At 66.9% G+C, this 18,649-nt stretch carries 21 protein-coding genes; 11 read left to right on the top strand and 10 right to left on the bottom strand.

What is annotated here, in order from left to right; all coding sequences use genetic code 11:
* Positions 1–15 precede the first annotated feature (15 nt).
* Together U1703_RS02410 and petA are read right to left on the bottom strand one after the other, a co-directional pair.
* Positions 16–1,299: a cytochrome b gene (locus tag U1703_RS02410; RefSeq protein WP_332784449.1), complete on the bottom strand. Its 1,284-nt coding sequence runs from the start codon at positions 1,297–1,299 to the stop codon at positions 16–18.
* Positions 1,300–1,313: 14 nt separating this feature from the next.
* On the bottom strand, positions 1,314–1,907 hold the full coding sequence (gene petA, locus U1703_RS02415) for a ubiquinol-cytochrome c reductase iron-sulfur subunit (RefSeq protein ID WP_320451789.1): 594 nt from the start codon (positions 1,905–1,907) through the stop codon (positions 1,314–1,316).
* Between the two features lie 336 nt (positions 1,908–2,243).
* On the opposite strand from petA, the gene U1703_RS02420 reads away from it, so the two are divergent.
* Positions 2,244–2,750 carry a hypothetical protein gene (locus U1703_RS02420; protein ID WP_332784450.1) on the top strand — a complete coding sequence of 169 codons (507 nt, stop codon included), beginning with the start codon at positions 2,244–2,246 and terminating at the stop codon, positions 2,748–2,750.
* A 15-nt stretch (positions 2,751–2,765) separates the two neighbouring features.
* Here the strand turns inward: U1703_RS02420 and U1703_RS02425 are convergent, their stop codons facing one another.
* The 8 genes from U1703_RS02425 to radC all read right to left on the bottom strand — a co-directional run bounded on the left by U1703_RS02425 (position 2,766) and on the right by radC (position 8,893).
* On the bottom strand, positions 2,766–3,218 hold the full coding sequence (locus U1703_RS02425) for a MaoC family dehydratase (RefSeq protein ID WP_320451791.1): 453 nt from the start codon (positions 3,216–3,218) through the stop codon (positions 2,766–2,768).
* A gap of 10 nt (positions 3,219–3,228) precedes the next feature.
* On the bottom strand, positions 3,229–4,530 hold the full coding sequence (locus U1703_RS02430; RefSeq protein WP_332784451.1) for an alkaline phosphatase family protein: 1,302 nt from the start codon (positions 4,528–4,530) through the stop codon (positions 3,229–3,231).
* 268 nt (positions 4,531–4,798) lie between these two features.
* A complete protein-coding gene (locus U1703_RS02435; protein WP_332784452.1) occupies positions 4,799–5,191 on the bottom strand; it encodes a BLUF domain-containing protein in 393 nt (130 codons plus the stop codon).
* 83 nt (positions 5,192–5,274) lie between these two features.
* Complete coding sequence (ychF, locus tag U1703_RS02440) at positions 5,275–6,375, bottom strand: redox-regulated ATPase YchF (protein WP_320451794.1); 1,101 nt, start codon at positions 6,373–6,375, stop codon at positions 5,275–5,277.
* Between the two features lie 129 nt (positions 6,376–6,504).
* Positions 6,505–6,699: a hypothetical protein gene (locus U1703_RS02445; RefSeq protein ID WP_332784453.1), complete on the bottom strand. Its 195-nt coding sequence runs from the start codon at positions 6,697–6,699 to the stop codon at positions 6,505–6,507.
* A 155-nt stretch (positions 6,700–6,854) separates the two neighbouring features.
* Positions 6,855–7,457, bottom strand: coding sequence for a TIGR02466 family protein (locus tag U1703_RS02450; RefSeq protein WP_332784454.1), 603 nt, complete (start codon positions 7,455–7,457; stop codon positions 6,855–6,857).
* Positions 7,454–8,029 carry an aminoacyl-tRNA hydrolase gene (gene pth, locus U1703_RS02455; protein ID WP_320451797.1) on the bottom strand — a complete coding sequence of 192 codons (576 nt, stop codon included), beginning with the start codon at positions 8,027–8,029 and terminating at the stop codon, positions 7,454–7,456. The genes U1703_RS02450 and pth overlap by 4 nt, the downstream gene beginning before the upstream one ends.
* Positions 8,030–8,203: 174 nt before the next feature.
* Positions 8,204–8,893, bottom strand: coding sequence for a RadC family protein (radC, locus tag U1703_RS02460; RefSeq protein WP_332784455.1), 690 nt, complete (start codon positions 8,891–8,893; stop codon positions 8,204–8,206).
* Positions 8,894–9,033: 140 nt separating this feature from the next.
* Between radC and U1703_RS02465 the strand changes: the two genes are divergently transcribed.
* The 10 genes from U1703_RS02465 to uvrC all read left to right on the top strand — a co-directional run bounded on the left by U1703_RS02465 (position 9,034) and on the right by uvrC (position 18,616).
* Positions 9,034–12,219 (top strand): intermembrane phospholipid transport YdbH family protein, encoded by a 3,186-nt coding sequence (locus tag U1703_RS02465; RefSeq protein WP_332784456.1) that lies wholly within the window; start codon positions 9,034–9,036, stop codon positions 12,217–12,219.
* A 29-nt stretch (positions 12,220–12,248) separates the two neighbouring features.
* Positions 12,249–12,437, top strand: a complete 189-nt coding sequence (locus U1703_RS02470; RefSeq protein ID WP_320451800.1) for a YnbE family lipoprotein — start codon at positions 12,249–12,251, stop codon at positions 12,435–12,437.
* Positions 12,438–12,439: 2 nt separating this feature from the next.
* Positions 12,440–12,820, top strand: coding sequence for a YdbL family probable chaperone protein (locus U1703_RS02475; RefSeq protein ID WP_332784457.1), 381 nt, complete (start codon positions 12,440–12,442; stop codon positions 12,818–12,820).
* A gap of 354 nt (positions 12,821–13,174) precedes the next feature.
* Positions 13,175–13,492, top strand: a complete 318-nt coding sequence (locus U1703_RS02480) for an AtpZ/AtpI family protein (protein WP_175311518.1) — start codon at positions 13,175–13,177, stop codon at positions 13,490–13,492.
* Between the two features lie 33 nt (positions 13,493–13,525).
* On the top strand, positions 13,526–14,317 hold the full coding sequence (locus U1703_RS02485; RefSeq protein WP_056431901.1) for a F0F1 ATP synthase subunit A: 792 nt from the start codon (positions 13,526–13,528) through the stop codon (positions 14,315–14,317).
* 81 nt (positions 14,318–14,398) lie between these two features.
* Positions 14,399–14,626, top strand: a complete 228-nt coding sequence (locus U1703_RS02490; protein ID WP_007406947.1) for a F0F1 ATP synthase subunit C — start codon at positions 14,399–14,401, stop codon at positions 14,624–14,626.
* Positions 14,627–14,685: 59 nt separating this feature from the next.
* Positions 14,686–15,180 carry a F0F1 ATP synthase subunit B family protein gene (locus U1703_RS02495; protein ID WP_332784458.1) on the top strand — a complete coding sequence of 165 codons (495 nt, stop codon included), beginning with the start codon at positions 14,686–14,688 and terminating at the stop codon, positions 15,178–15,180.
* Complete coding sequence (locus U1703_RS02500; protein WP_320451803.1) at positions 15,173–15,835, top strand: F0F1 ATP synthase subunit B family protein; 663 nt, start codon at positions 15,173–15,175, stop codon at positions 15,833–15,835. Before U1703_RS02495 ends, U1703_RS02500 begins: the two co-directional genes overlap by 8 nt.
* A 299-nt stretch (positions 15,836–16,134) precedes the next feature.
* Complete coding sequence (locus tag U1703_RS02505) at positions 16,135–16,455, top strand: DMT family transporter (RefSeq protein ID WP_056431693.1); 321 nt, start codon at positions 16,135–16,137, stop codon at positions 16,453–16,455.
* Between the two features lie 241 nt (positions 16,456–16,696).
* The gene (gene uvrC / locus U1703_RS02510) at positions 16,697–18,616 is read left to right on the top strand and encodes an excinuclease ABC subunit UvrC (RefSeq protein WP_332784459.1); all 1,920 of its coding nucleotides are present in this window, start codon (positions 16,697–16,699) and stop codon (positions 18,614–18,616) included.
* Positions 18,617–18,649: the final 33 nt, after the last annotated feature.

Here is an 18,649-nt window from a genome sequence, read left to right on the forward strand (position 1 = left end):
CTCTTTCGGTTCGGGTCAGGCCAGGGCCGACTTGGTGGGCGCGGTCCCGCCATGCTTGGACAGCACGGCTTCGGTGATCGAGTTGGGCAGCGGCGCGGGACGCTCCGTCCGGGCGATCCAGGGCAGGATCACCAGGAAATGAAGGAAGTAATAGGCCGCGGTGATCTGGCTGAGGATGATGAAGAACGGCGTCGCGGCCGATCCACCGCACCAGCCGAGCAACAACACGTCCACGACCAGCACCCAGAAGGCGATCCGCGCCTTGGGCCGGAAATTGTTCGACCGCACTGGCGAGCTGTCCAGCCAGGGGAGGAAGAACAGCAGCAGGATCGACCCGAACATCGCCAGCACGCCCCACAGCTTGGCGGGCAGGATGAAGTCAGCGGTGAAGGCGCGCAGGATCGCGTAGAAGGGCCAGAAATACCATTCGGGCACGATATGCGCTGGGGTCGAGAGCGGGTTGGCCGGCACGTAATTGTCCGGGTGGCCCAGATAGTTCGGGAAGAAGAACAGCAGCCCGGCGAAGACCAGCAGGAAGACGCCCAGCCCGACCGCGTCCTTGGCGGTGTAATAGGGGTGGAAGGGCACGGTATCCTGCTCGCCCTTCACGTCCACGCCGGTCGGGTTGTTCGAGCCGGGGATGTGCAGCGCCCAGATGTGCAGGATGATGACGCCCGCGATCACGAAGGGCAGCAGATAGTGGAGCGAGAAGAAGCGGTTGAGCGCGGCATTGTCCGGCGCGAAACCGCCCAGCAGCCAGATGCGGATGGTGTCGCCGACCAGCGGGATGGCCGAGAAGAAGCCGGTGATGACCTGCGCGCCCCAGAAGCTCATCTGCCCCCAGGGCAGCACATAGCCCATGAAGGCGGTGGCCATCATCAGCAGGAAGATGACGACGCCGAGCAGCCACACCATCTCGCGCGGGGCCTTGTACGATCCGTAATACAGGCCGCGGAAGATGTGGGTGTAGACGACGATGAAGAACATCGACGCGCCGTTGGCGTGGGCATAGCGCAGGAACCAGCCCGCATTCACGTCCCGCATGATGCTTTCGACCGAATCGAAGGCGACGCCCGCATTGGCGGCGTAGTGCATCGCCAGCACGACGCCGGTGATGATCTGGATGGCGAGCGCGGCACCCGCCAGCACGCCGAAATTCCAGAAGTAATTCAGGTTGCGCGGCACCGGATAGCCCGCGCCCACCGCGTTGTAGACGAGGCGCGGCACCGGCAGCTTCTCGTCCAGCCAGCGCATGAGCGGCTGTTTCGGTTGATAATGCTTGGCCCAGGGAAAGCTCATCTCTCGGGTCTCCCTTAAGCCGCCGCGCCGACCGTGACGGTCGTGTCGGTGTTGAACGTATAGTCGGGCACGTGCAGGTTCAGCGGCGCCGGACCCTTCCGGATGCGCGCCGCGGTATCATAGGCCGAGCCGTGGCAGGGGCAGAAATAGCCGCCATAGGGGCCTTTGTTCTCGCCCTCGCCCGCGCCCAGCGGCACGCAGCCCAGATGGGTGCACACGCCCAGCGTGATCAGCCAGTTCGTCTTGCCGGGCTTGGTCCGCTCCGCCAGCGTCTGCGGATCGCGCAGCTCGGACAGCGGCACGGCGTTGGCTTCGGCGATTTCCTTGGGTGTCAGGTTGCGTACGAACAGCGGCTGCTTGCGGAAGCTGGTCTTGATCGCCTGGCCCGGCTCGATCTTCGACAGGTCGACCTCGGTCGTCGATTGCGCGAGCACATCGGCCGACGGGTTCATCTGGTTGATCAGCGGCAGGACGATCGCCAGCGCGCCGACACCCGCGAAGGATACGGCCGCGACATTGATGAAGTCGCGGCGACGGGGATCATGGACCTCTTCATGGAATGGCTCCGGCGCCTCGCCGGGGGGTACGGTGTTCTCCGTCATCGCCATTCGTCCTGTCCCTCCACCTTCGCTCGCGTGCACCGTGGTACGCTTTGACGGTCGTGCCGGATTGTCCCCGGTCATGCGCCGCCTGTCACTCCCGCCCCATGAAGGACGGCCCGCCCTTGATGAACGGTGCGTCAGGTTAGCCTTGCTTGAGCCGCTTTGCCAATCCCCTTTGGGCCGCGCCTTCGCGACCGCTCGGCATGGGCGTTCAGCACGGGTGCAGGCGCAGGCGCGCAGGAACCATGGAATGATGCCCGGGTTGACCGGTGATGGATGCGGGAAAAGGCGGACCCCTGCCGCCGCGCCCGCAATGACAGCCCAGGGGTTTGGAGAGGGACGATGGTCCTCGGTCGGAAAACATGGGCGGCGGCGATGCTCGCCGGTCTGATGGCGCTGGGCGGATGTACCGACGGCTATGGCTATAGCGGGGTGTCGGTCGGTGCGGGCTATGGCGGCTATGCGCCGGGCTATTATGGCGGCGGCGGTTATGGTTACGCGCCGTCCTATTATGGCTGGTACGACGATTTCTATTATCCGGGCACCGGCGCCTTCGTCTACGATCGCTATCGCCGGGCCTATCCGTGGAACGACGGGCAGCGCGCCTATTGGGAAGGGCGGCGCGGGGCGTGGCACGGAGGCCCGATCCGCGACCAGTGGCGCGGCTGGGGCCGGGGCGGCTGGCGCGGAGAAGTGCCCGGTCGCGGCTGGCGCGGCAATAATGGCTGGCGCGGCAACGGCGTGGCCCGGCCCGCGCCGTCGGCACCGCGCGCCGAGGGCTGGCACGGCAATCGCGGGACGCCCGGCGGCTGGCGTGGCGGGCGAAGCGGCGGTCGCGGCCGCCGCTGATCCCCGCCGCGCCCCTTATCCCCGAGCCTGGCGCGTGGCGATCATGACGGTGGGACGCATCGTCATTACCGCCACGTCGTCCTGGTTCAGGACCGTCCAGCGGCTGATGACGAAGCCCATTTCCGGGCGGCTGGCCGAAGCGCGGGTTTCCAGCACCTCGGTTTCGCAATGGAGCGTATCGCCGGGATAGACGGGTTTCAGCCAGCGAAGCTCGTCCACGCCCGGCGAACCCAAACTCTGGAAGCCGGTTTCGCGGAAATGCGCGACGATCATCGCCATGGCCATCGACGCGGTATGCCACCCGCTGGCCGACAGCCGCCCGAAATGGGTCGCGGCGGCGGCTTCGTCGGACAGGTGAAAGGCCTGCGGGTCGAAGGCCCCGGCGAACGCCAGCACCGCGTCGCGCTCGACCCGGTATGATCCGAACCGTGCGACGTCGCCAACCGAGATATCCTCCAGATAGGTCATGAGTCTTCCCTTATCGTTTGAAGGCACGGGCGAAGGGCCGGTCGTTGCCGTCCAGCCCCTGGCCCGGTGGCAGGCCGATCAGGTCGCGCAGCAGCGGGGCGACCGCGACATTGTCGAACGGTGCCAGCTTCACACCCGGCCGAAACGCGGGGCCGTTGGCGATGAATAGCGCGGCCATGCTGGGATCGGCATTGTCATAGCCATGGGTGCCCCCGGCAAAGGGCTTTTCGGGCGGCTTGGCCGCGATCGTCCAGCCCGCCTCGGCCAGGCAGAAATAGGGCGCGATGCGCGGGTTGCGGCCGTAGTGGAAGCGCGCCGGAATCTCCCCCTTGCGCCAGCAGTCCAGATGGTCGCGGTGGCCGAGCAGCCTGGCCTCCAGCGCCGCCTCGCGACCCGGCTTGGCGCGGATCGATGCAAAGGGCCCATCCTCCTCCAGCGTATAGTCGGCCGGGTCGAGGAAGCGGTCGAGGACGATCATCCGATCGCTCGACGTGGCGACCATGCCATGGTCGGCGACGACGATCAGGTTGGCGGGCTGGTTCAACTCGGCCAGTCCGGCGATCAATCGTCCGATCGCCTGGTCGACCGATGCGATCGCGTGGTTCACCCCGGCCGAGTCGGGGCCGCCCTCATGACCCGCCGTATCGACCTCGTCGAAATACAGCGTCAGGAAGCGCGGGCGGCTGGCGGCGGGGCGGCGCAGCCAGTCGATGACCGAATCGACCCGCTGACGGTCGGTCACATTCTTGTTGTACTGCTGCCAGTCATGCGGATGCATGCCGTTCGTGGCATCGTGACCCTCGCCGATCGCGCCCCAGGCGACGTTCGAGCCGGGCCAGAACATCGTGGCGGTGGGAATTCCTGCGCGTTCGGCGGTGACCCAGATCGGCTCGGCCTCGTCCCACCAATAGGGTTGGTCCGACGACATGGTGAAGCGCTGGCCCGGATGCGCCGGATCGGTGAAGCTGTTGGCGACGATGCCGTGCCGGTCGGGCACGACGCCGGTCACCAGCGTCCAGTGGTTGGGAAAGGTCTTGGACGGAAAGGACGGGCGCATCGACGCACTCGCGCCCCCGGCGGCCAGACGCGCCAGGTTCGGCGACAGCCCGCGCTGCAGATAGGGTGCCCAGAACCCGTCGATCGACACCAGGATGGTGACCGGTGCCCGTGCTTCCTGCGCCGACACGTCGGCGACGGCACCCACTGGTGCTGGGGTGGCGGTGGCGATCGGCGATAGCGCGGGCGGGGTGTAGGGATAGGCACAGCCCGCGAGCAGGGCGAGCGCAAGGGCCGTCAGGGGGAGTCGGATCACGGGAAACGTTTCCTTTCGTCCCCGTCAGATAACGGGCCTGTGTGACGCTGGCGAGTATCCCTTTCAGGGAGCCGCCGGCGGCCGTGACTGGTCTTAGAACGCGATGGCATGAGGTTGATCCGTAGAAAGCCCCTCTCCTTCAGAGGAGGGGTTGGGGTGGGGCATCACCCCAAGGCTTGTCGTTTGTGGAAGCGCCCCACCCCCGGCCCCTCCCCTGAAGGGGACGGGTGGATCAAGCTGACGTCATCGTGCTCTAAATCGTGGCCCGTCAGTCGACCGGAAAATACTGCCGGATCTCCGGGGCGGCATTGCGCAGCAGGAAGCGGAGGCGTTCGGCGGCGGCGTCCGGCCGGTCGCCGGGCAGGCCCGCCATCGCCCATTCACCGAATTCGGGCGCGTCGATCAGCCGGTCGTCCAGGACGACGATGTCGGTATGGCGCGGATCGCGCCGGATCCGTTCGAGCGTCTCGACGACGCTGTCGACCGGCCCCTCGAGCAATTGGCGATATTGGTCGCCACCGATCCAGAGGATGCCAGAGATGCCGTCCATGCCGTTGTTTCGCCGGGATACCGCCAGGATCGCCTGGTGATCGGCGCGAACGTCATCGCCGACCGGACGGCTGCTATAGATAATGCGGCGGTACGAACTAACATGGATCATGGTAAAGCCGGGGGTAATACTCCGATCGCCCGATGCAAAGTCCAAATGCGCCGGTCGTCGTAAAGCGACCGGCGCATTCCGGATCAGACGTTGAAGCGGAACAGCATGACGTCGCCGTCCTGGACGACATATTCCTTGCCCTCCGCGCGCAGCTTGCCCGCATCGCGCGCGCCGGCCTCGCCCTTGCAGGCGATATAGTCGGGATAGGCGATCGTCTCGGCGCGGATGAAGCCGCGTTCGAAATCGCTGTGGATCTCGCCCGCCGCATTGGGGGCCTTGGCACCGCGATGCACGGTCCAGGCGCGTGCTTCCTTGGGGCCGACGGTGAAGAAGGTCAGCAGGTCGAGCAGCGCGTAACCAGCGCGGATCACGCGGGCCAGGCCGGTTTCCGAAAGGCCCAGCTCCGACAGGAACTCGCCGCGATCCTCAGGCGGCATGGTCGCGATATCGGCCTCGATCGCGGCGGACACGACGACGGCCTGCGCACCCTCGGCGGCGGCCTTTTCGAAGACGCGCGCCGAATGGGCATTGCCGTTCGCCGCGTTCGATTCCTCGACGTTGCAGACATAGAGGACCGGCTTGGCGGTCAGCAGCTGCGCCTGCGCGAAGACGCGCGCTTCCTCCTCGTCCTTCGGCTTGGTCAGGCGCGCGGGCTTGCCCTCGCGCAGCAGCTCCAGCGTCTGGCCGAGCACCGAGGCGGCGATCTTGGCTTCCTTGTCGCCCTGCTGGCCCTTCTTGATGAAGGCGGGGACGCGCTTTTCCAGGCTTTCGAGGTCCGAGAGCATCAGCTCGGTCTCGACCGTCTCGGCGTCGGCGATGGGATCGACCTTGCCCTCGACATGCGTGACGTCGCCGTCCTCGAAGCAGCGCAGGACGTGGACGATCGCATCCACCTCACGGATATTGCCGAGGAACTGGTTGCCCAGCCCTTCGCCCTTCGACGCGCCGCGCACGAGGCCGGCGATGTCGACAAAGGCCAGCTGAGTCTCGATGATCTTGGCCGAGCCTGCGACCTCGGCGAGTTGGTACAGGCGCGGATCGGGGACCGCGACGTTGCCGACATTGGGCTCGATCGTGCAGAACGGATAATTGGCGGCCTGCGCCGCCGCCGTTTCGGTCAGCGCATTGAAGAGGGTGGACTTGCCAACATTCGGCAGGCCGACGATGCCGCAGCGGAAACCCATGCGTCGCGTATCCTGTGGATCAAGGGGAAAGCGCCCCTCTAGCGACGATGCGGAAATTTCTCAACCGATGGTGGGAGGCGAGGGGGATGCGAACCCCTCGACCTCCGTTCGGCCTCGCGGCGGCAGGAGTTACGCCGCCCCGACCATCATCGCGGCAGCCCAGCCGAGCAGCAGCACGCCGAGCGCGGTGGAAAAGCCCATCATCACCAGGCCCATATAATGCAGCATCGGCGGATTGGCGCGCTGCGCCTTCTTGTTCCGGCCAAGCCCCGACAGGATGAAGCTCGCCAACATGCCAAAGGTGAAGACAGAAAATTCAAGCATCGGGAATAAGGTCCGGTTCGGGGTGCGTTCGCCTTTCCCCTAACCGATATAGGTTAATCGCACGATATCAGCGCGACGAAACGAGCCGAATCATCGATGAACCGCCGGAACTTTTCGGGCTGTCGCGTATCGGTGCCACATCGTCGCAACCTGCGTCAGCGATAGTTGAAGCTGACGCTGATCCGTTCGCCCTTGGCACCGTTGGGCACCACCTCGTGGCGCAGCCAGCTTTCCCATAGTAGAACGGTGCCCGGCTCGGGCGTGGCTGTGGCGAAGGTCGCCAGGTCGTCCGGGGCATCGGGGCGTCGGGGCGGCGCGGCCATCAGCATCGGCAGCCGCGGGTCCTCCAGCTTCAACGCGCCCGAGCCCTTGGGCATGGCGACATAGAGCGTGCCCGAGACGACCGAATGCGGGTGGATATGCGCCGAATGATGCCCGCCCGGCTTCAGGACGTTCACCCACAGGCTGTCGAGCTTCAGCTTGCGGCCGCCCAGGTCGAAGGCGCATTCCTCGGCAAAGCGCGCGACATGGCGGTCGAGCTTCTTCTTCAGGTCGGCAAAGACCGGGTCGCGGATCGGCAGGTCGTTGAGCGAGGCATAGCTGGTATAGCCGCGATAGCCATGCTCCTTGGACCAGCGCCGCCCGGCGCGGTCGTCCTCGGCCAGGGCCCAGCAGCTCTGCTCGATCTCGCCCAGCAGGTCGGCATCGTCCAGCTGGCCCTCGTATAGGAGCGAGGCGAAGAGGCGCCGCACGCTCATGCCGCGTCGCCCAGCCGAAGCGCGACATCGTTGACGAAACGCACGTCATCGCCCTCGGCCAGCCAATGCGCCTCACCCGCCACCGCGCCGAGCAGGTCGGACAGCGGATCGATCTCGGCCTTGGCGTAATTGCCGAGCACATAGCCGGTGACCCGGTCCTTGTGCCCCGGATGCCCGATGCCCAGCCGCACGCGGCGAAAGTCGGGGCCCAGATGCTGGTCGATCGAGCGCAACCCGTTATGCCCGGCGGTGCCACCGCCGGTCTTCACCTTGACGCGGAAGGGCGCGATGTCGAGCTCGTCGTGGAAGACGGTCAGCGCCTCGACGCCCAGCTTGTAGAAGCGCAGCGCGTCGCCGACGCTGCGTCCGCTTTCGTTCATGAAGGTGGCTGGTTTCAGCAGCAGGATCTTCTGGCCGCCGATCCGCCCTTCCTGGGTCCAGCCCTGGAATTGCTTCTTCACGGGGCCGAAATCATGCACCTCGGCAATGGCGTCCATCGCCATGAAGCCGACATTGTGGCGGTGCATCGCATATTGCGGCCCCGGATTGCCCAGCCCGGTCCAGACCTGCATGTGGTGTTCCTCGCTCACTTGAATGACCGGCCCCTAGCATCGGGGCGCCTCGGTTTCCAATGCGGGGTGAGGGAGGGGCGTGGGCTTCGACTTCGCTCAGCCTGAACGGATGTTGGGGAACCGGCCAAGCCTCCTCGCTCCGTTCATCCTGAGCGAGGTCGAAGGCCAAGGGAGTCAGATCAACCCCTGCGCCCGCAAACTCACATGCCCCGACGTCCCGATGATCAGATGGTCGTGCACCGCGATGCCCAGCCGCTTGCCCGCCTCGGCAATGCCCCGCGTCACGTCGATATCGGCCCGGCTGGGCGAGGGGTCGCCGCTGGGGTGGTTGTGGACCAGGATCACCGCCGCCGATCCGAATTCCAGCGCGCGGCGGATCACCTCGCGGATATAGACCGGTGCCTGGTCGATCGAACCCTCGCCCATCAGCTCGTCGCGGATCAGCATGTTGCGGGTGTTCAGGTGCAGGACCCGGAACCGTTCCACCCCGTGATGCGCCATGTCGGCGTGGAGATAGTCGAGCAGCGCCTGCCAGTTGGACAGGACCGGACGCTTCGCCGCCTCCGCCTGGACCAGTCGCAGGGCGCAGGCCTGGACGATCTTCAACGTCGCCGCCGCCGTCTCGCCCACCCCGTCGATGCGTTGCAGCGCGACCGGATCGGCGGTCAGCACGCCGCCGATATCGTGAAATTCACGCAGCAGCGCCTTGGCGATCGGTTTGGTGTCGCGGCGCGGAATGGCGGTCATCAGGAGACATTCTATCAGTTCATGATCGAGCAATCCGCCGCCGCCCAACAATCGCTCGCGCAGCCGCCCGCGATGCCCGGCCTGGTCGATTGCCTGTAGGTCGCCGTCCTTGGCCATGTCCCTGCTCCCCCGTGCTGGTCCACCGTACCGAGCCAGCATAGGACAGGCGGCGGGAACTGTCGCCGGGGCTTGTGCGATTGCGTGGCGCGGGGCCCCGCGGCTATGACGCGGATCAGGACGGGAGACGAACGATCGGGGTGAAGGGCGCGAGCGAGGATAGTCGGACGCCCGGTCGCCTGCCACGGCGTGTCGGGCGCCTGCAGCGCATCCTGATCGCCATCGCCCTGATCCTGCTGGCCGCGCTGCTGATCCTGTGGGTCGAGCGCAAGCCGCTGGCGGGCGATGTGCTCGACCGCGAACTGGCCCGGCGCGGGGTGCCCGCCCGCTATACCATCTCCGACCTGGGCTTCGGGCGACAGCGGCTGACCAACGTCGTCATCGGCGATCCCCGCCGCCCCGATCTGGTCGCCGACTGGCTGGAGACGCGGACGCGCATCGGCCTGTCGGGCCCGGTGGTGACGGGCGTGCGCGCGGGCAGGGTGCGCCTGCGCGGGCGACTGGTCGACGGGCAGGTCCGGCTGGGTGCGCTCGACAAGCTGATGGGGCCGTCCTCGGGCAAGCCTTTCGCCTTGCCCGCGCTGGATGTCGATGTGGCGAATGGCGGCATCCAGCTGGAAACGCCCTATGGGCTGGTCGGGCTCAGCCTGTCGGGGCGCGGCGTGCTGAACGACGGGTTCAGCGGACGGCTGGGCGCGGTGGCGCCGCGTCTGGCGGTCGGCAACTGCGTCATGGCCGGGCTGGCCGCGCCGCTGCGCATCCGGGTGGTGCGCGAACGCCCGACGCTCAGTGGGCCGTTGCGGCTGTCGGCCCTGCGCTGTGGCGAGGTCGCCGGGCGCGACCTGGCCGCGCGGGTCGACGTCACCCTCCAGCCCGCGCTCGACCAGTGGAACGGCACCGCCACGCTGGAGGGCGGTGCATTGCGGCATCCGGTGGCGGCGACCGCCGCGCTCAGTGGGCAAATCACCTTTGCGGGCAAGGCGGCGGCGACCAGCGGTCGGCTGAACCTCGCGGCGCGCACCGTCACGACGCGTTATGGACGTGCCGACCGGTTGGCGATCGATGGCCGCTATCTGGTCGGGCAGGCGCTGCGCTTCGACGGCGATGTACGCATGGGCGGTGCGCGGGTCGCGCCTGCGCTGCTCGGGCGCATGGACGGCTGGGCGCGCGCGGCGGCCAATACGCCGATCGGCCCGGTCGCGGCGGCGGTCGCACAGGCCGTCCAGCGCAGCGGACGCGGTTTCGCCGTCGACCTGAAGCTCGCGCTCGACCGCGAGGCCGCGCCGCGCAGCACCGGCTTTGCCCTGCGCGTACCGAGCCTGACCCTGGCCGCCAACAGTGGCGGACGGGTCGCGCTGGGCGGCGGCGACGGGCTGCTTGTCGATTCGCGCGGTGTCCGGTTCGATACCGCGCTGGCGATGGGCGGCGGCGGCCTGCCCACGATCCGCGCGACCCTTCGCCAGGCCGCGCCGCGTGCGCCGGTGCGGGGCACCGCGACGATGGCGCGTTACGCGGGGGGTGATGCGGCGCTGGCGTTCGACCGGCTGGTCTTTTCCGCCGCCGCCGATGGCGCGACGGCGGTGACGAGCCGCGTGTCGCTGTCGGGACCGATCAGCGGCGGGCGGATCGACGGACTCGTCCTGCCGATCGCCGCGCGCTGGGATGGCGGGCGGCGGCTGGTGATCAACCCGGATTGCCAGCCGCTGGCGATCGACCGGCTGGCGCTGTCCGGCCTGCGGCTGGCGCGGGTGGCGACGCGCCTCTGTCCGCTGAACGGCGCGCTGGTCCGCCTGGACGGCGCACGGCTGGGCGGCGGTGCGCAACTGGGCGCGACGATGCTGACCGGCACGATCGGCAGCAGCCCGCTGAGCCTGACGGCGGCGAGCACCCGCTTCGCGCTGGCGGATCGCGCCTTCACCCTGACCGACGTGAAGAGCCGGATCGGCCGCCCCGAATCGCCGACCCGGATCGACGCTGCGACCCTGTCGGGTCGAATCACGCCGCAGGGGATTGCGGGCCAGTTCACCGGCGGCGCGGGACAGGTGGGGCAGGTGCCGCTGTTGCTCGGCGAAGCGACGGGCGACTGGCGACTGGCCGGGGGTGTGCTGAGCCTGACCGGCGCGCTCCAGGTGCGCGATGCGCGCGCCGATTCGCCGCGTTTCCTCCCCATGGCGGCGCGCGACGTCACGCTGACGCTGGCGGGCAGCCGGATCGAGGCCAAAGGCACGCTTTACGAACCGAGCAAGTCGGTCAAGGTCGCCGACCTCACCATCACCCATGCGCTCGACAAGGGGGCGGGCGATGCGCTGCTCGACGTGCCGGGCATCGTCTTCACCAAGGAGTTCCAGCCCGATCTGCTGACCCCGGTCACCAAGGGCGTGATCGAGGATGTGCGCGGGCCGATCAACGGGCGTGGGCAAATCGCGTGGGATGCGAACGGCGTCCGCTCGACCGGGCGATTCGGCACGACCGGCATCGACCTGGCCGCCGCGCTCGGCCCGGTCGGTGGTATCGTCGGCACGATCGACTTCACCGACCTGCTGGCCCTGGAAAGCGCACCCGGACAGGTGGCGACGATCAAGACGATCAATCCGGGCATCCAGGTGACGAACGGCGTCGTCCGGTATCAGACCCTGTCCGGCGCGCGGGTGAAGGTGGAGAGTGGGCGCTGGCCGTTCGCGGGCGGCATGTTGACCCTCGACCCGACGCTGCTCGACTTCTCGCAGCCGGTCGAACGGCGCATGACCTTCCATGTCGAAGGGGCCGCCGCCGACCAGTTCCTGCTCCAGTTCGACTTTCAGAACCTGAACGCCACCGGCGTCTTCGACGGCACCCTGCCGATGATCTTCGACGAGCGCGGCGGGCGGATCGAGGGCGGGCGGCTGGTGGTGCGGCCGGGCGGGGGCAGCATCGCCTATCTGGGCGAGCTCAGTCAGAAGAATCTGGGCGTCTGGGGAAATCTGGCGTTCGGGGCGTTGCGCTCGCTCAACTACCGGTCCTTGCGGATCGACATGAACGGGCCGCTGGCGGGCGAGATGGTGACGGACGTTCGCTTCGCCGGGATCAGCCAGGGCAAGGGCGCCAAGTCCAACTTCATCATCCGGCGGCTCCAGCGCCTGCCCTTCATCTTCAACGTCCGGATCAAGGCGCCCTTCCGCGGGCTGCTCGATTCGGCGCAGTCCTTCTACGATCCGCGCCGCCTGATCCAGCGCAACCTGCCCGCCTTGCTGGACGAGCAGAACAAGCGCGCCGCGCCGCCCGCGACGTCGCCCGCCAAACCCGCCGCCACCCCCATTCAGCCAGCCGCAAGCGAGACCGTGCCATGACCGTAACAGGATTGAAAATGCTGGGAAGGATGCCGATCTTGGATGCGACACGATGGATGCCGGTCGCGCTGGCACTGGCGAGCGGGGGATGCGTCAACATCTCCGCGCCGGAGAAGCCGATCGAGATCAATCTGAACATCAATGTGACGCAGGAAGTGGTATATCGCCTGGATGGCGAGGCCAAATCGCTGATCCAGCAGAATCCGGGGATATTCTAATCATGAAGGCAAAGACGGTGATCCTGGCGCTTGGTGCGGTGGCCCTGCTGGGCGTGTCGGGCATGGCGATGGCGCAGCGCGATCCGGCCTATGCGGCGGCGCGCGCGGCGGGGCAGGTCGGCGAGCAGCCCGACGGCTATCTCGGCATCGTCGGCGCCGCGACCGGCGAACTCCGCACGCTGGTCAACAGCATCAACATCCAGCGCAAGGCCGCCTATACCCAGAAGGCCCAGGCCAGCGGCGCGACCGTCGAACAGATGGCCTTCACCAGCGGCTGCAACCTGATCGCCCAGACGGTCAGCGGCGAGAAGTACAAGACGCCCGAAGGCGTGTGGAAGACCCGCACGGGGGCGCCGCCGGAACGCGCCCCCGCCTGCGTCTAACCTCTTCGGACTCCCCTCCCGCAGGCGGGAGGGGCTGGGGGAGGGGACCCTGCCGGCGTTCGAGCGAGCGGTTGGAAGAGCGGACCGGATTACCCCGATCAATACTCGGCATGGCCAGCGGAAAGCGCCAGGCCTCCCCCAACCCCTCCCGCCTGCGGGAGGGGAGTAGAAGGTGAGGAACAAGGGTGTGCCTGTCACTCCCCGGCAACAACCCTTAACGCATCTGTCATAACCCTTTCCCCAGGCGGTTGACTTGGGCAGGTACGCTTTCTAAACGGGCCTCGCCTTGGCGGGGTCGCTCGCCGTTTGCGCGCATTCTCCCCTTCGGTGACGAAATCAGGTGAGGGTGGCTGCGTGGCGGAGAAGGAACCCGGACAGGACTTTGGCGATGCGGACGATCCGCGTCTGGCCGCGCTGGATCAGCGATTGGCTAAGGCGAAAGCGGAAGGCGCAGCGCGGCAGGGGGTGAAGGTGGATGCCGACAGGGGATATTCCCAGGGCAGCCGCGTGATCTCTGCGCTGATCGGAAGTCTTGTCGGCAGTGCGTTGATCGGCTGGCTTTTTGACCGCTGGTTCGGCACCGCACCCTGGGCCTTGATCGTGATGCTGTTCCTGGGGATCGGCGTGGCGTTCAGGCAGATTATTCGGATTTCTGGCGAACGCCCGGAGTAACCGGGCGTTCGTCATATGTGGGAACGAAGCAGCGTGGCGGCAGAATCGGGCGGCAAGATTGATCCGATGCACCAGTTCCTGATCGAGCCGGTGCTCGGTCAGCACTGGGTGGTCGGCGGCTACGACCTTTCCTTCACCAATTCCGCTCTGTGGATGGTGGCGACGCTGGTCGCGCTGTGGGTGTTCATGATCGGCGGCATGAAGCGCGATCTGGTCCCCGGGCGCTGGCAGGCAGCGGTCGAGGGGTTCACCGGCTTCGTGAATTCGATGCTGACGTCGAACATCGGCCCCGAGGGCAAGCGCTTCCTGCCCTACGTCTTCTCGCTGTTCATGTTCATCCTGTTCGCCAACGTGCTGGGCCTGCTGCCCTTCGGCGTGGTGCCGGGTGTCCATCCCTTCACCGTGACCAGCCATGTGACCGTCACCGGCGTGCTCGCGCTGATCTCGTTCGCCATCGTGCTGATCGTCGGCTTCGGTCGCCACGGCTTCCACTTCTTCGCGCTGTTCGTGCCGCACGGCACGCCCAAGCTGATGATTCCGCTGATCTTCGTGGTCGAGCTGATGAGCTTCCTGGTGCGCCCCTTTTCGCTCGGTCTGCGACTGTTCGTTGCGATGACCGCGGGGCACATCCTGCTGAAGGTTCTCGCCGCCTTCGTCATCAACGGCATCAACATGGGCCCCGGCTATGCCGCGCTGATCACCCTGCCGAGCTTCCTGCTGATGATCGGCATCACGCTTCTCGAACTGCTGGTCGCCGCGATCCAGGCCTATGTCTTCGCGCTGCTGACCTCGGTCTATCTGAACGACGCCGTCAACCTGCACTGATCCGGTAACGCCGGATCGGGCGGGCGGACGCGCCGCCGACTTGAATACCCAAACGACCCTTTTTGAACTGGAGTGATTGAAATGGACGCAGAAGCCGCGAAGCTGATCGGTGCCGGTCTGGCCGCTATCGGCATGGGCATCGCCTCGCTCGGCGTGGGCAACGTGTTCGCCAAGTTCCTCGAAGGCGCGCTGCGCAATCCGGGCGCGGCGGACAGCCAGCAGGGCCGCCTGTTTATCGGTTTCGCCGGTGCCGAGCTTCTGGGCCTGCTCGCCTTCGTGACGATGATCATCCTGGTGTTCGTCGCCTAATCATTCGGATCGGCCGGGCGGCGATTTTGCTGCCCGGTTGATATGGCAACGAGGACTCCATGCCCCAGATAGCACAGATCAGTGCGACCTATGCGTCGCAGATCTTCTGGCTCCTGATCACCTTCGGCCTGCTCTATTTTGTGGTCGGTCGTGGGATGGTGCCCAAGATTCAGGCGACCGTCGACGCTCGCGAAGCCCGTATCGCCGGTGATCTGGCGGCGGCGGAGGCCGCGCGTGCCGAGGCCGACCGGGTCGAGGCGGCATGGCGGGCCGAGATGGACGCCGCCCGTGTCGCCGCGATGGCCGAGACCAACGCCGCCAAGGCGCGGGCGACCCACGCTTTCGAGGCGCAGGTCAAGGCGGCCGATGCCGACCTGGCCGAGCGTCTGGGTCATCACGACCTGGCGATCGCCAATGCCAAGGTCGAGGCGATGGCCAATCTTCAGACCGTGGCGGCCGATGCCGCGCGCGATCTCGTCGCCAAGCTTTCCGGCGTCCACGTGGGCGAGGATGCGGCGGCCGACGCGGTGCGAAAGGTGAGCGCGCATGGCTAATCAATCCGCGAACGGCGCGCTGACCAACGCTGATGCGCTGGTCGCGCAGAATCTGGCCGATGCGGCCTCGGCCGAGGGCATGACCCAGAAGCCCATCCGCGAAGGTGATGGCCTGACCGGCAACACCGTCGTGGCCGCCGAGGTCGAGCACCACGCCGCCAGCCCGACCGCGCTGGGCTTCGATTCGACCGGCTGGGTGGCGCTTGCCGCGCTGGTCGTGCTGATCGGCATGCTGGTGAAGAAGGTGCCTGCGATGATCGGTCGTTCGCTCGACCAGAAGATCGCCGGTATCCGCACCCAGCTCGACGAAGCGACCAAGCTGCGTCAGGAAGCCGAAACGCTGAAGGCCGAGTATGAGGCCAAGGCGAAGGCCGCCCATGCCGATGCCGAGGCGATGCGCGCCCAGGCCCAGCATGAAGCGGGTCAGCTGCTCAGCAAGGCCAAGGCCGATGCCGAGGCGCTGATGGAGCGTCGCGCCAAGATGGCCGAGGACAAGATCGCCGCCGCCGAGCGCACCGCGATCGCCGAAGTCCGCGCCCGCGCGGCCGAGGCTGCCGCCAAGGCCGCCGGTCTGCTGATCGCCGAGCACCATTCGGCGGATGCCGACCGGGCGATGATCGACCGCACCATTTCGGGGCTCGGTCGCCCCAACTGATCGGCCTGTTGGCCGGAGACAGGACCGCGCTTCGGGAAGCCGAGGCGCGGTTCGGTCGTTTTGGGGAGCCTTCCCCAGACTCCGTTCAGGCTGAGCCAAGTCGAAGCCCACGCCCTGGCCTGTCCCAGCGCGGAGGAGACGGATTCCCTTGCTTCGACTTCGCTCGGCCTGAACGCAAGTTGGGTATTTGATCCAACCTTGCCCATAACCCCGTCACCACGGGGCCGCATCGCCGTCTCTTCCGGGTTTCCGGCGACGATGCCCATATCGCCGAGCCCGTGACAAAGGAGATACTTCCGATGGCATGGGTCATTCTGGGCATTGCCGTGATTACCGAGATTTGCTGGGCGCTCAGCCTGAAATGGGCGGCGACCGTCGCCACCTGGCAGGCATCGAGCGTGCCGATCGTCCTCAGCTTCGTGAATATGGGCCTGCTGGCGCTGGCCATGCGTGGGCTACCGGCGGGGACCGCCTATGCCGTGTGGACGGGCCTTGGCGCGGTGGGTGTCGTGATCGGCGGCGCCATCGTGTTCGGCGACAAGATTGCGCCGATCCAGGCGGGCTTTATGGTCCTGACCGTGATCGGCGTGATGGGCACCAAGCTGTTCGCACAGGGCTGAGCCCTATTCCTCTCCTGTAAGGGGAGGGGGGCCAGCGAAGCTGGTGGAGGGGTGTCCCGCTGGTGGTTACACCCCTCCGCCAGTCCTTCGGACTGCCACCTCCCCTTGCAGGGGAGGAAATAGCGTTACATCATCCTGGGCTCTGCGCGCACAAAAAACCTTCGTATCTTCGCGGTTTTGCCTGAACCAAAGCCACCGCACAGGGTAGCGATCCGGACCCTGCGCTCCTAAATCGGGCGCAATGTCCGAGCCTCCCGTCGACCGCTTCAACGAAGAGAAATCCACCTTCACCCTGCGCGGGGCCGATGCGCCCGATCTGAACGCAGGTGTGGCCGCGATCCGCAACGTGCTGGCCACGCTGCCGCTGCGGCCGGGCGTCTATCGGATGCAGGATGCGCGCGGCGACGTCCTTTATATCGGCAAGGCACGCGCGCTGAAGAACCGCGTCGCCAACTATACCCAGGTCGACCGGCTGCCCAAGCGGTTGCAGCGCATGGTGTCGCAGACCCGGTCGATGACCATCGTCACGACCAACAACGAGGCCGAGGCGCTGCTGCTCGAGGCGCAGTTGATCAAGCGCTATCGCCCCGCCTTCAACGTCCTGTTGCGCGACGACAAGAGCTTCCCGTTCATCCTGTTGCGCCACGACCATGACTTTCCGCGCATCCAGAAGCATCGCGGCGCGCGGCGTGCGGTGGGCAATTACTACGGCCCCTTCGCCAGTGCGGGCAGCGTCAACAACACGCTGAACGCGCTGCAAAAGCTGTTCCTGCTGCGGTCGTGCACCGACAGCTTCTTCAAGGGACGCGACCGGCCGTGCCTGCTCTATCAGATCAAGCGCTGCTCGGCCCCGTGCGTTGGCCGGATCGACGAAGCCGCCTATGCCGAGCTGGTCGCCGACGCCAAGAATTTCCTCGGCGGCAAGTCGACCCAAGTGCAGGCCAAGCTGGGCAAGCAGATGCAGGACGCGGCCGAGGCGATGGACTTCGAGCTGGCCGCGATCCTGCGCGACCGGTTGAAGGCGCTGACCTTCATCCAGGGCACGCAGGCGATCAACGCCGAAGGGGTGGGCGACGCCGACATCTTCGCACTGGCCAATCGCGAGGGGGTGATGGGCATCCAGGCCTTCTTCATCCGCGGCGGCCAGAATTGGGGGCATCGCAGTTTCTTCCCGGCGCATACCAACGATGTGCCGGAAGAGGAGGTGCTGACCAGCTTCCTCAGCCAATTCTACGAGGAGGTGCCCCCCGCCAAGACGATCCTGCTCGACCGCGACCTGCCCGAAGGCGAATTGCTGACCGAGGCATTGGGCGAGCGTGCCGGGTATAAGGTGCAGTTGGCGGTGCCGCAGCGGGGCGATCGCCGCCGCCTGCTGGACCAGGCCAAGCGCAACGCGGTCGAGGCGCTCGACCGGCGTCTGGCCGAGTCGACGACGCAGGCCCGGCTGCTGTGCGAGGTCGCCGAATTCTTCGACCTGTCCGAACCGCCGCAGCGGATCGAGGTCTATGACAACAGTCATATCCAGGGCACCAACGCGCTGGGCGCGATGGTCGTGGCGGGGCCGGAGGGTTTCCAGAAGGGCCAGTATCGCAAGTTCAACATCAAGGGGAACGAGGCGGCGACCAACGACGATTTCGGCATGATGCGCGAAGTCTTCCGCCGCCGCTTCGCCCGCCAGCTGGAGGAAACGCCGGACCGCGACGACGCCACCTGGCCCGATCTGGTCCTGATCGACGGCGGGCGCGGCCAGCTCAACGCGGCCAAGGCGGTGCTGGAGGATCTGGGCATCGAGGATGTCTGCCTGGTCGGCGTCGCCAAGGGCCCGCATCACGGCCGCGAAGGGCGCGAGGTCTTCCACATGATGGACGGCAGCGAGCGGATGCTGCCGGTCAATGCGCCGTTGCTGTTCTACCTCCAGCGGCTACGCGACGAGGTGCACCGCTTCGTGATCGGCGCGCACCGCGACAAGCGCGCCAAGGCGATGGGCGCGAGTCCGCTGGACGAAGTGCCCGGCATCGGCCCGGCGCGGAAGAAGGCGTTGCTGATGCACTTCGGGACCGGCCGGGCGGTGCGCAACGCCAGCCTGGAAGACTTGCAGAAAGCGCCGGGGGTCAGCCAGGCGGTCGCACAGCAGGTCTATGATTTCTATCATAGCCGGTGACGGCATTTCCCCTCTGGCCAGCTTGACCATGCC

The organism is Sphingomonas flavida (assembly GCF_036663655.1).
Classification (GTDB): domain Bacteria; phylum Pseudomonadota; class Alphaproteobacteria; order Sphingomonadales; family Sphingomonadaceae; genus Sphingomonas.

Bases quoted from the DNA above. Each gene is read 5' to 3' on its own strand.
- pth (WP_320451797.1), bottom strand. From the start codon at position 8,029: ATGCAGGTCTGGACCGGGCTGGGCAATCCGGGGCCGCAATATGCGATG.
- ychF (WP_320451794.1), bottom strand. From the start codon at position 6,375: ATGGGTTTCCGCTGCGGCATCGTCGGCCTGCCGAATGTTGGCAAGTCC.
- U1703_RS02425 (WP_320451791.1), bottom strand. From the start codon at position 3,218: ATGACCTATCTGGAGGATATCTCGGTTGGCGACGTCGCACGGTTCGGA.
- U1703_RS02495 (WP_332784458.1), top strand. From the start codon at position 14,686: ATGCCCCAGATAGCACAGATCAGTGCGACCTATGCGTCGCAGATCTTC.
- U1703_RS02490 (WP_007406947.1), top strand. From the start codon at position 14,399: ATGGACGCAGAAGCCGCGAAGCTGATCGGTGCCGGTCTGGCCGCTATC.
- radC (WP_332784455.1), bottom strand. From the start codon at position 8,893: ATGGCCAAGGACGGCGACCTACAGGCAATCGACCAGGCCGGGCATCGC.
- U1703_RS02475 (WP_332784457.1), top strand. From the start codon at position 12,440: ATGAAGGCAAAGACGGTGATCCTGGCGCTTGGTGCGGTGGCCCTGCTG.
- U1703_RS02470 (WP_320451800.1), top strand. From the start codon at position 12,249: ATGCCGATCTTGGATGCGACACGATGGATGCCGGTCGCGCTGGCACTG.
- U1703_RS02445 (WP_332784453.1), bottom strand. From the start codon at position 6,699: ATGCTTGAATTTTCTGTCTTCACCTTTGGCATGTTGGCGAGCTTCATC.
- petA (WP_320451789.1), bottom strand. From the start codon at position 1,907: ATGGCGATGACGGAGAACACCGTACCCCCCGGCGAGGCGCCGGAGCCA.
- U1703_RS02500 (WP_320451803.1), top strand. From the start codon at position 15,173: ATGGCTAATCAATCCGCGAACGGCGCGCTGACCAACGCTGATGCGCTG.
- U1703_RS02505 (WP_056431693.1), top strand. From the start codon at position 16,135: ATGGCATGGGTCATTCTGGGCATTGCCGTGATTACCGAGATTTGCTGG.
- uvrC (WP_332784459.1), top strand. From the start codon at position 16,697: ATGTCCGAGCCTCCCGTCGACCGCTTCAACGAAGAGAAATCCACCTTC.
- U1703_RS02420 (WP_332784450.1), top strand. From the start codon at position 2,244: ATGGTCCTCGGTCGGAAAACATGGGCGGCGGCGATGCTCGCCGGTCTG.
- U1703_RS02450 (WP_332784454.1), bottom strand. From the start codon at position 7,457: ATGAGCGTGCGGCGCCTCTTCGCCTCGCTCCTATACGAGGGCCAGCTG.
- U1703_RS02435 (WP_332784452.1), bottom strand. From the start codon at position 5,191: ATGATCCATGTTAGTTCGTACCGCCGCATTATCTATAGCAGCCGTCCG.
- U1703_RS02410 (WP_332784449.1), bottom strand. From the start codon at position 1,299: ATGAGCTTTCCCTGGGCCAAGCATTATCAACCGAAACAGCCGCTCATG.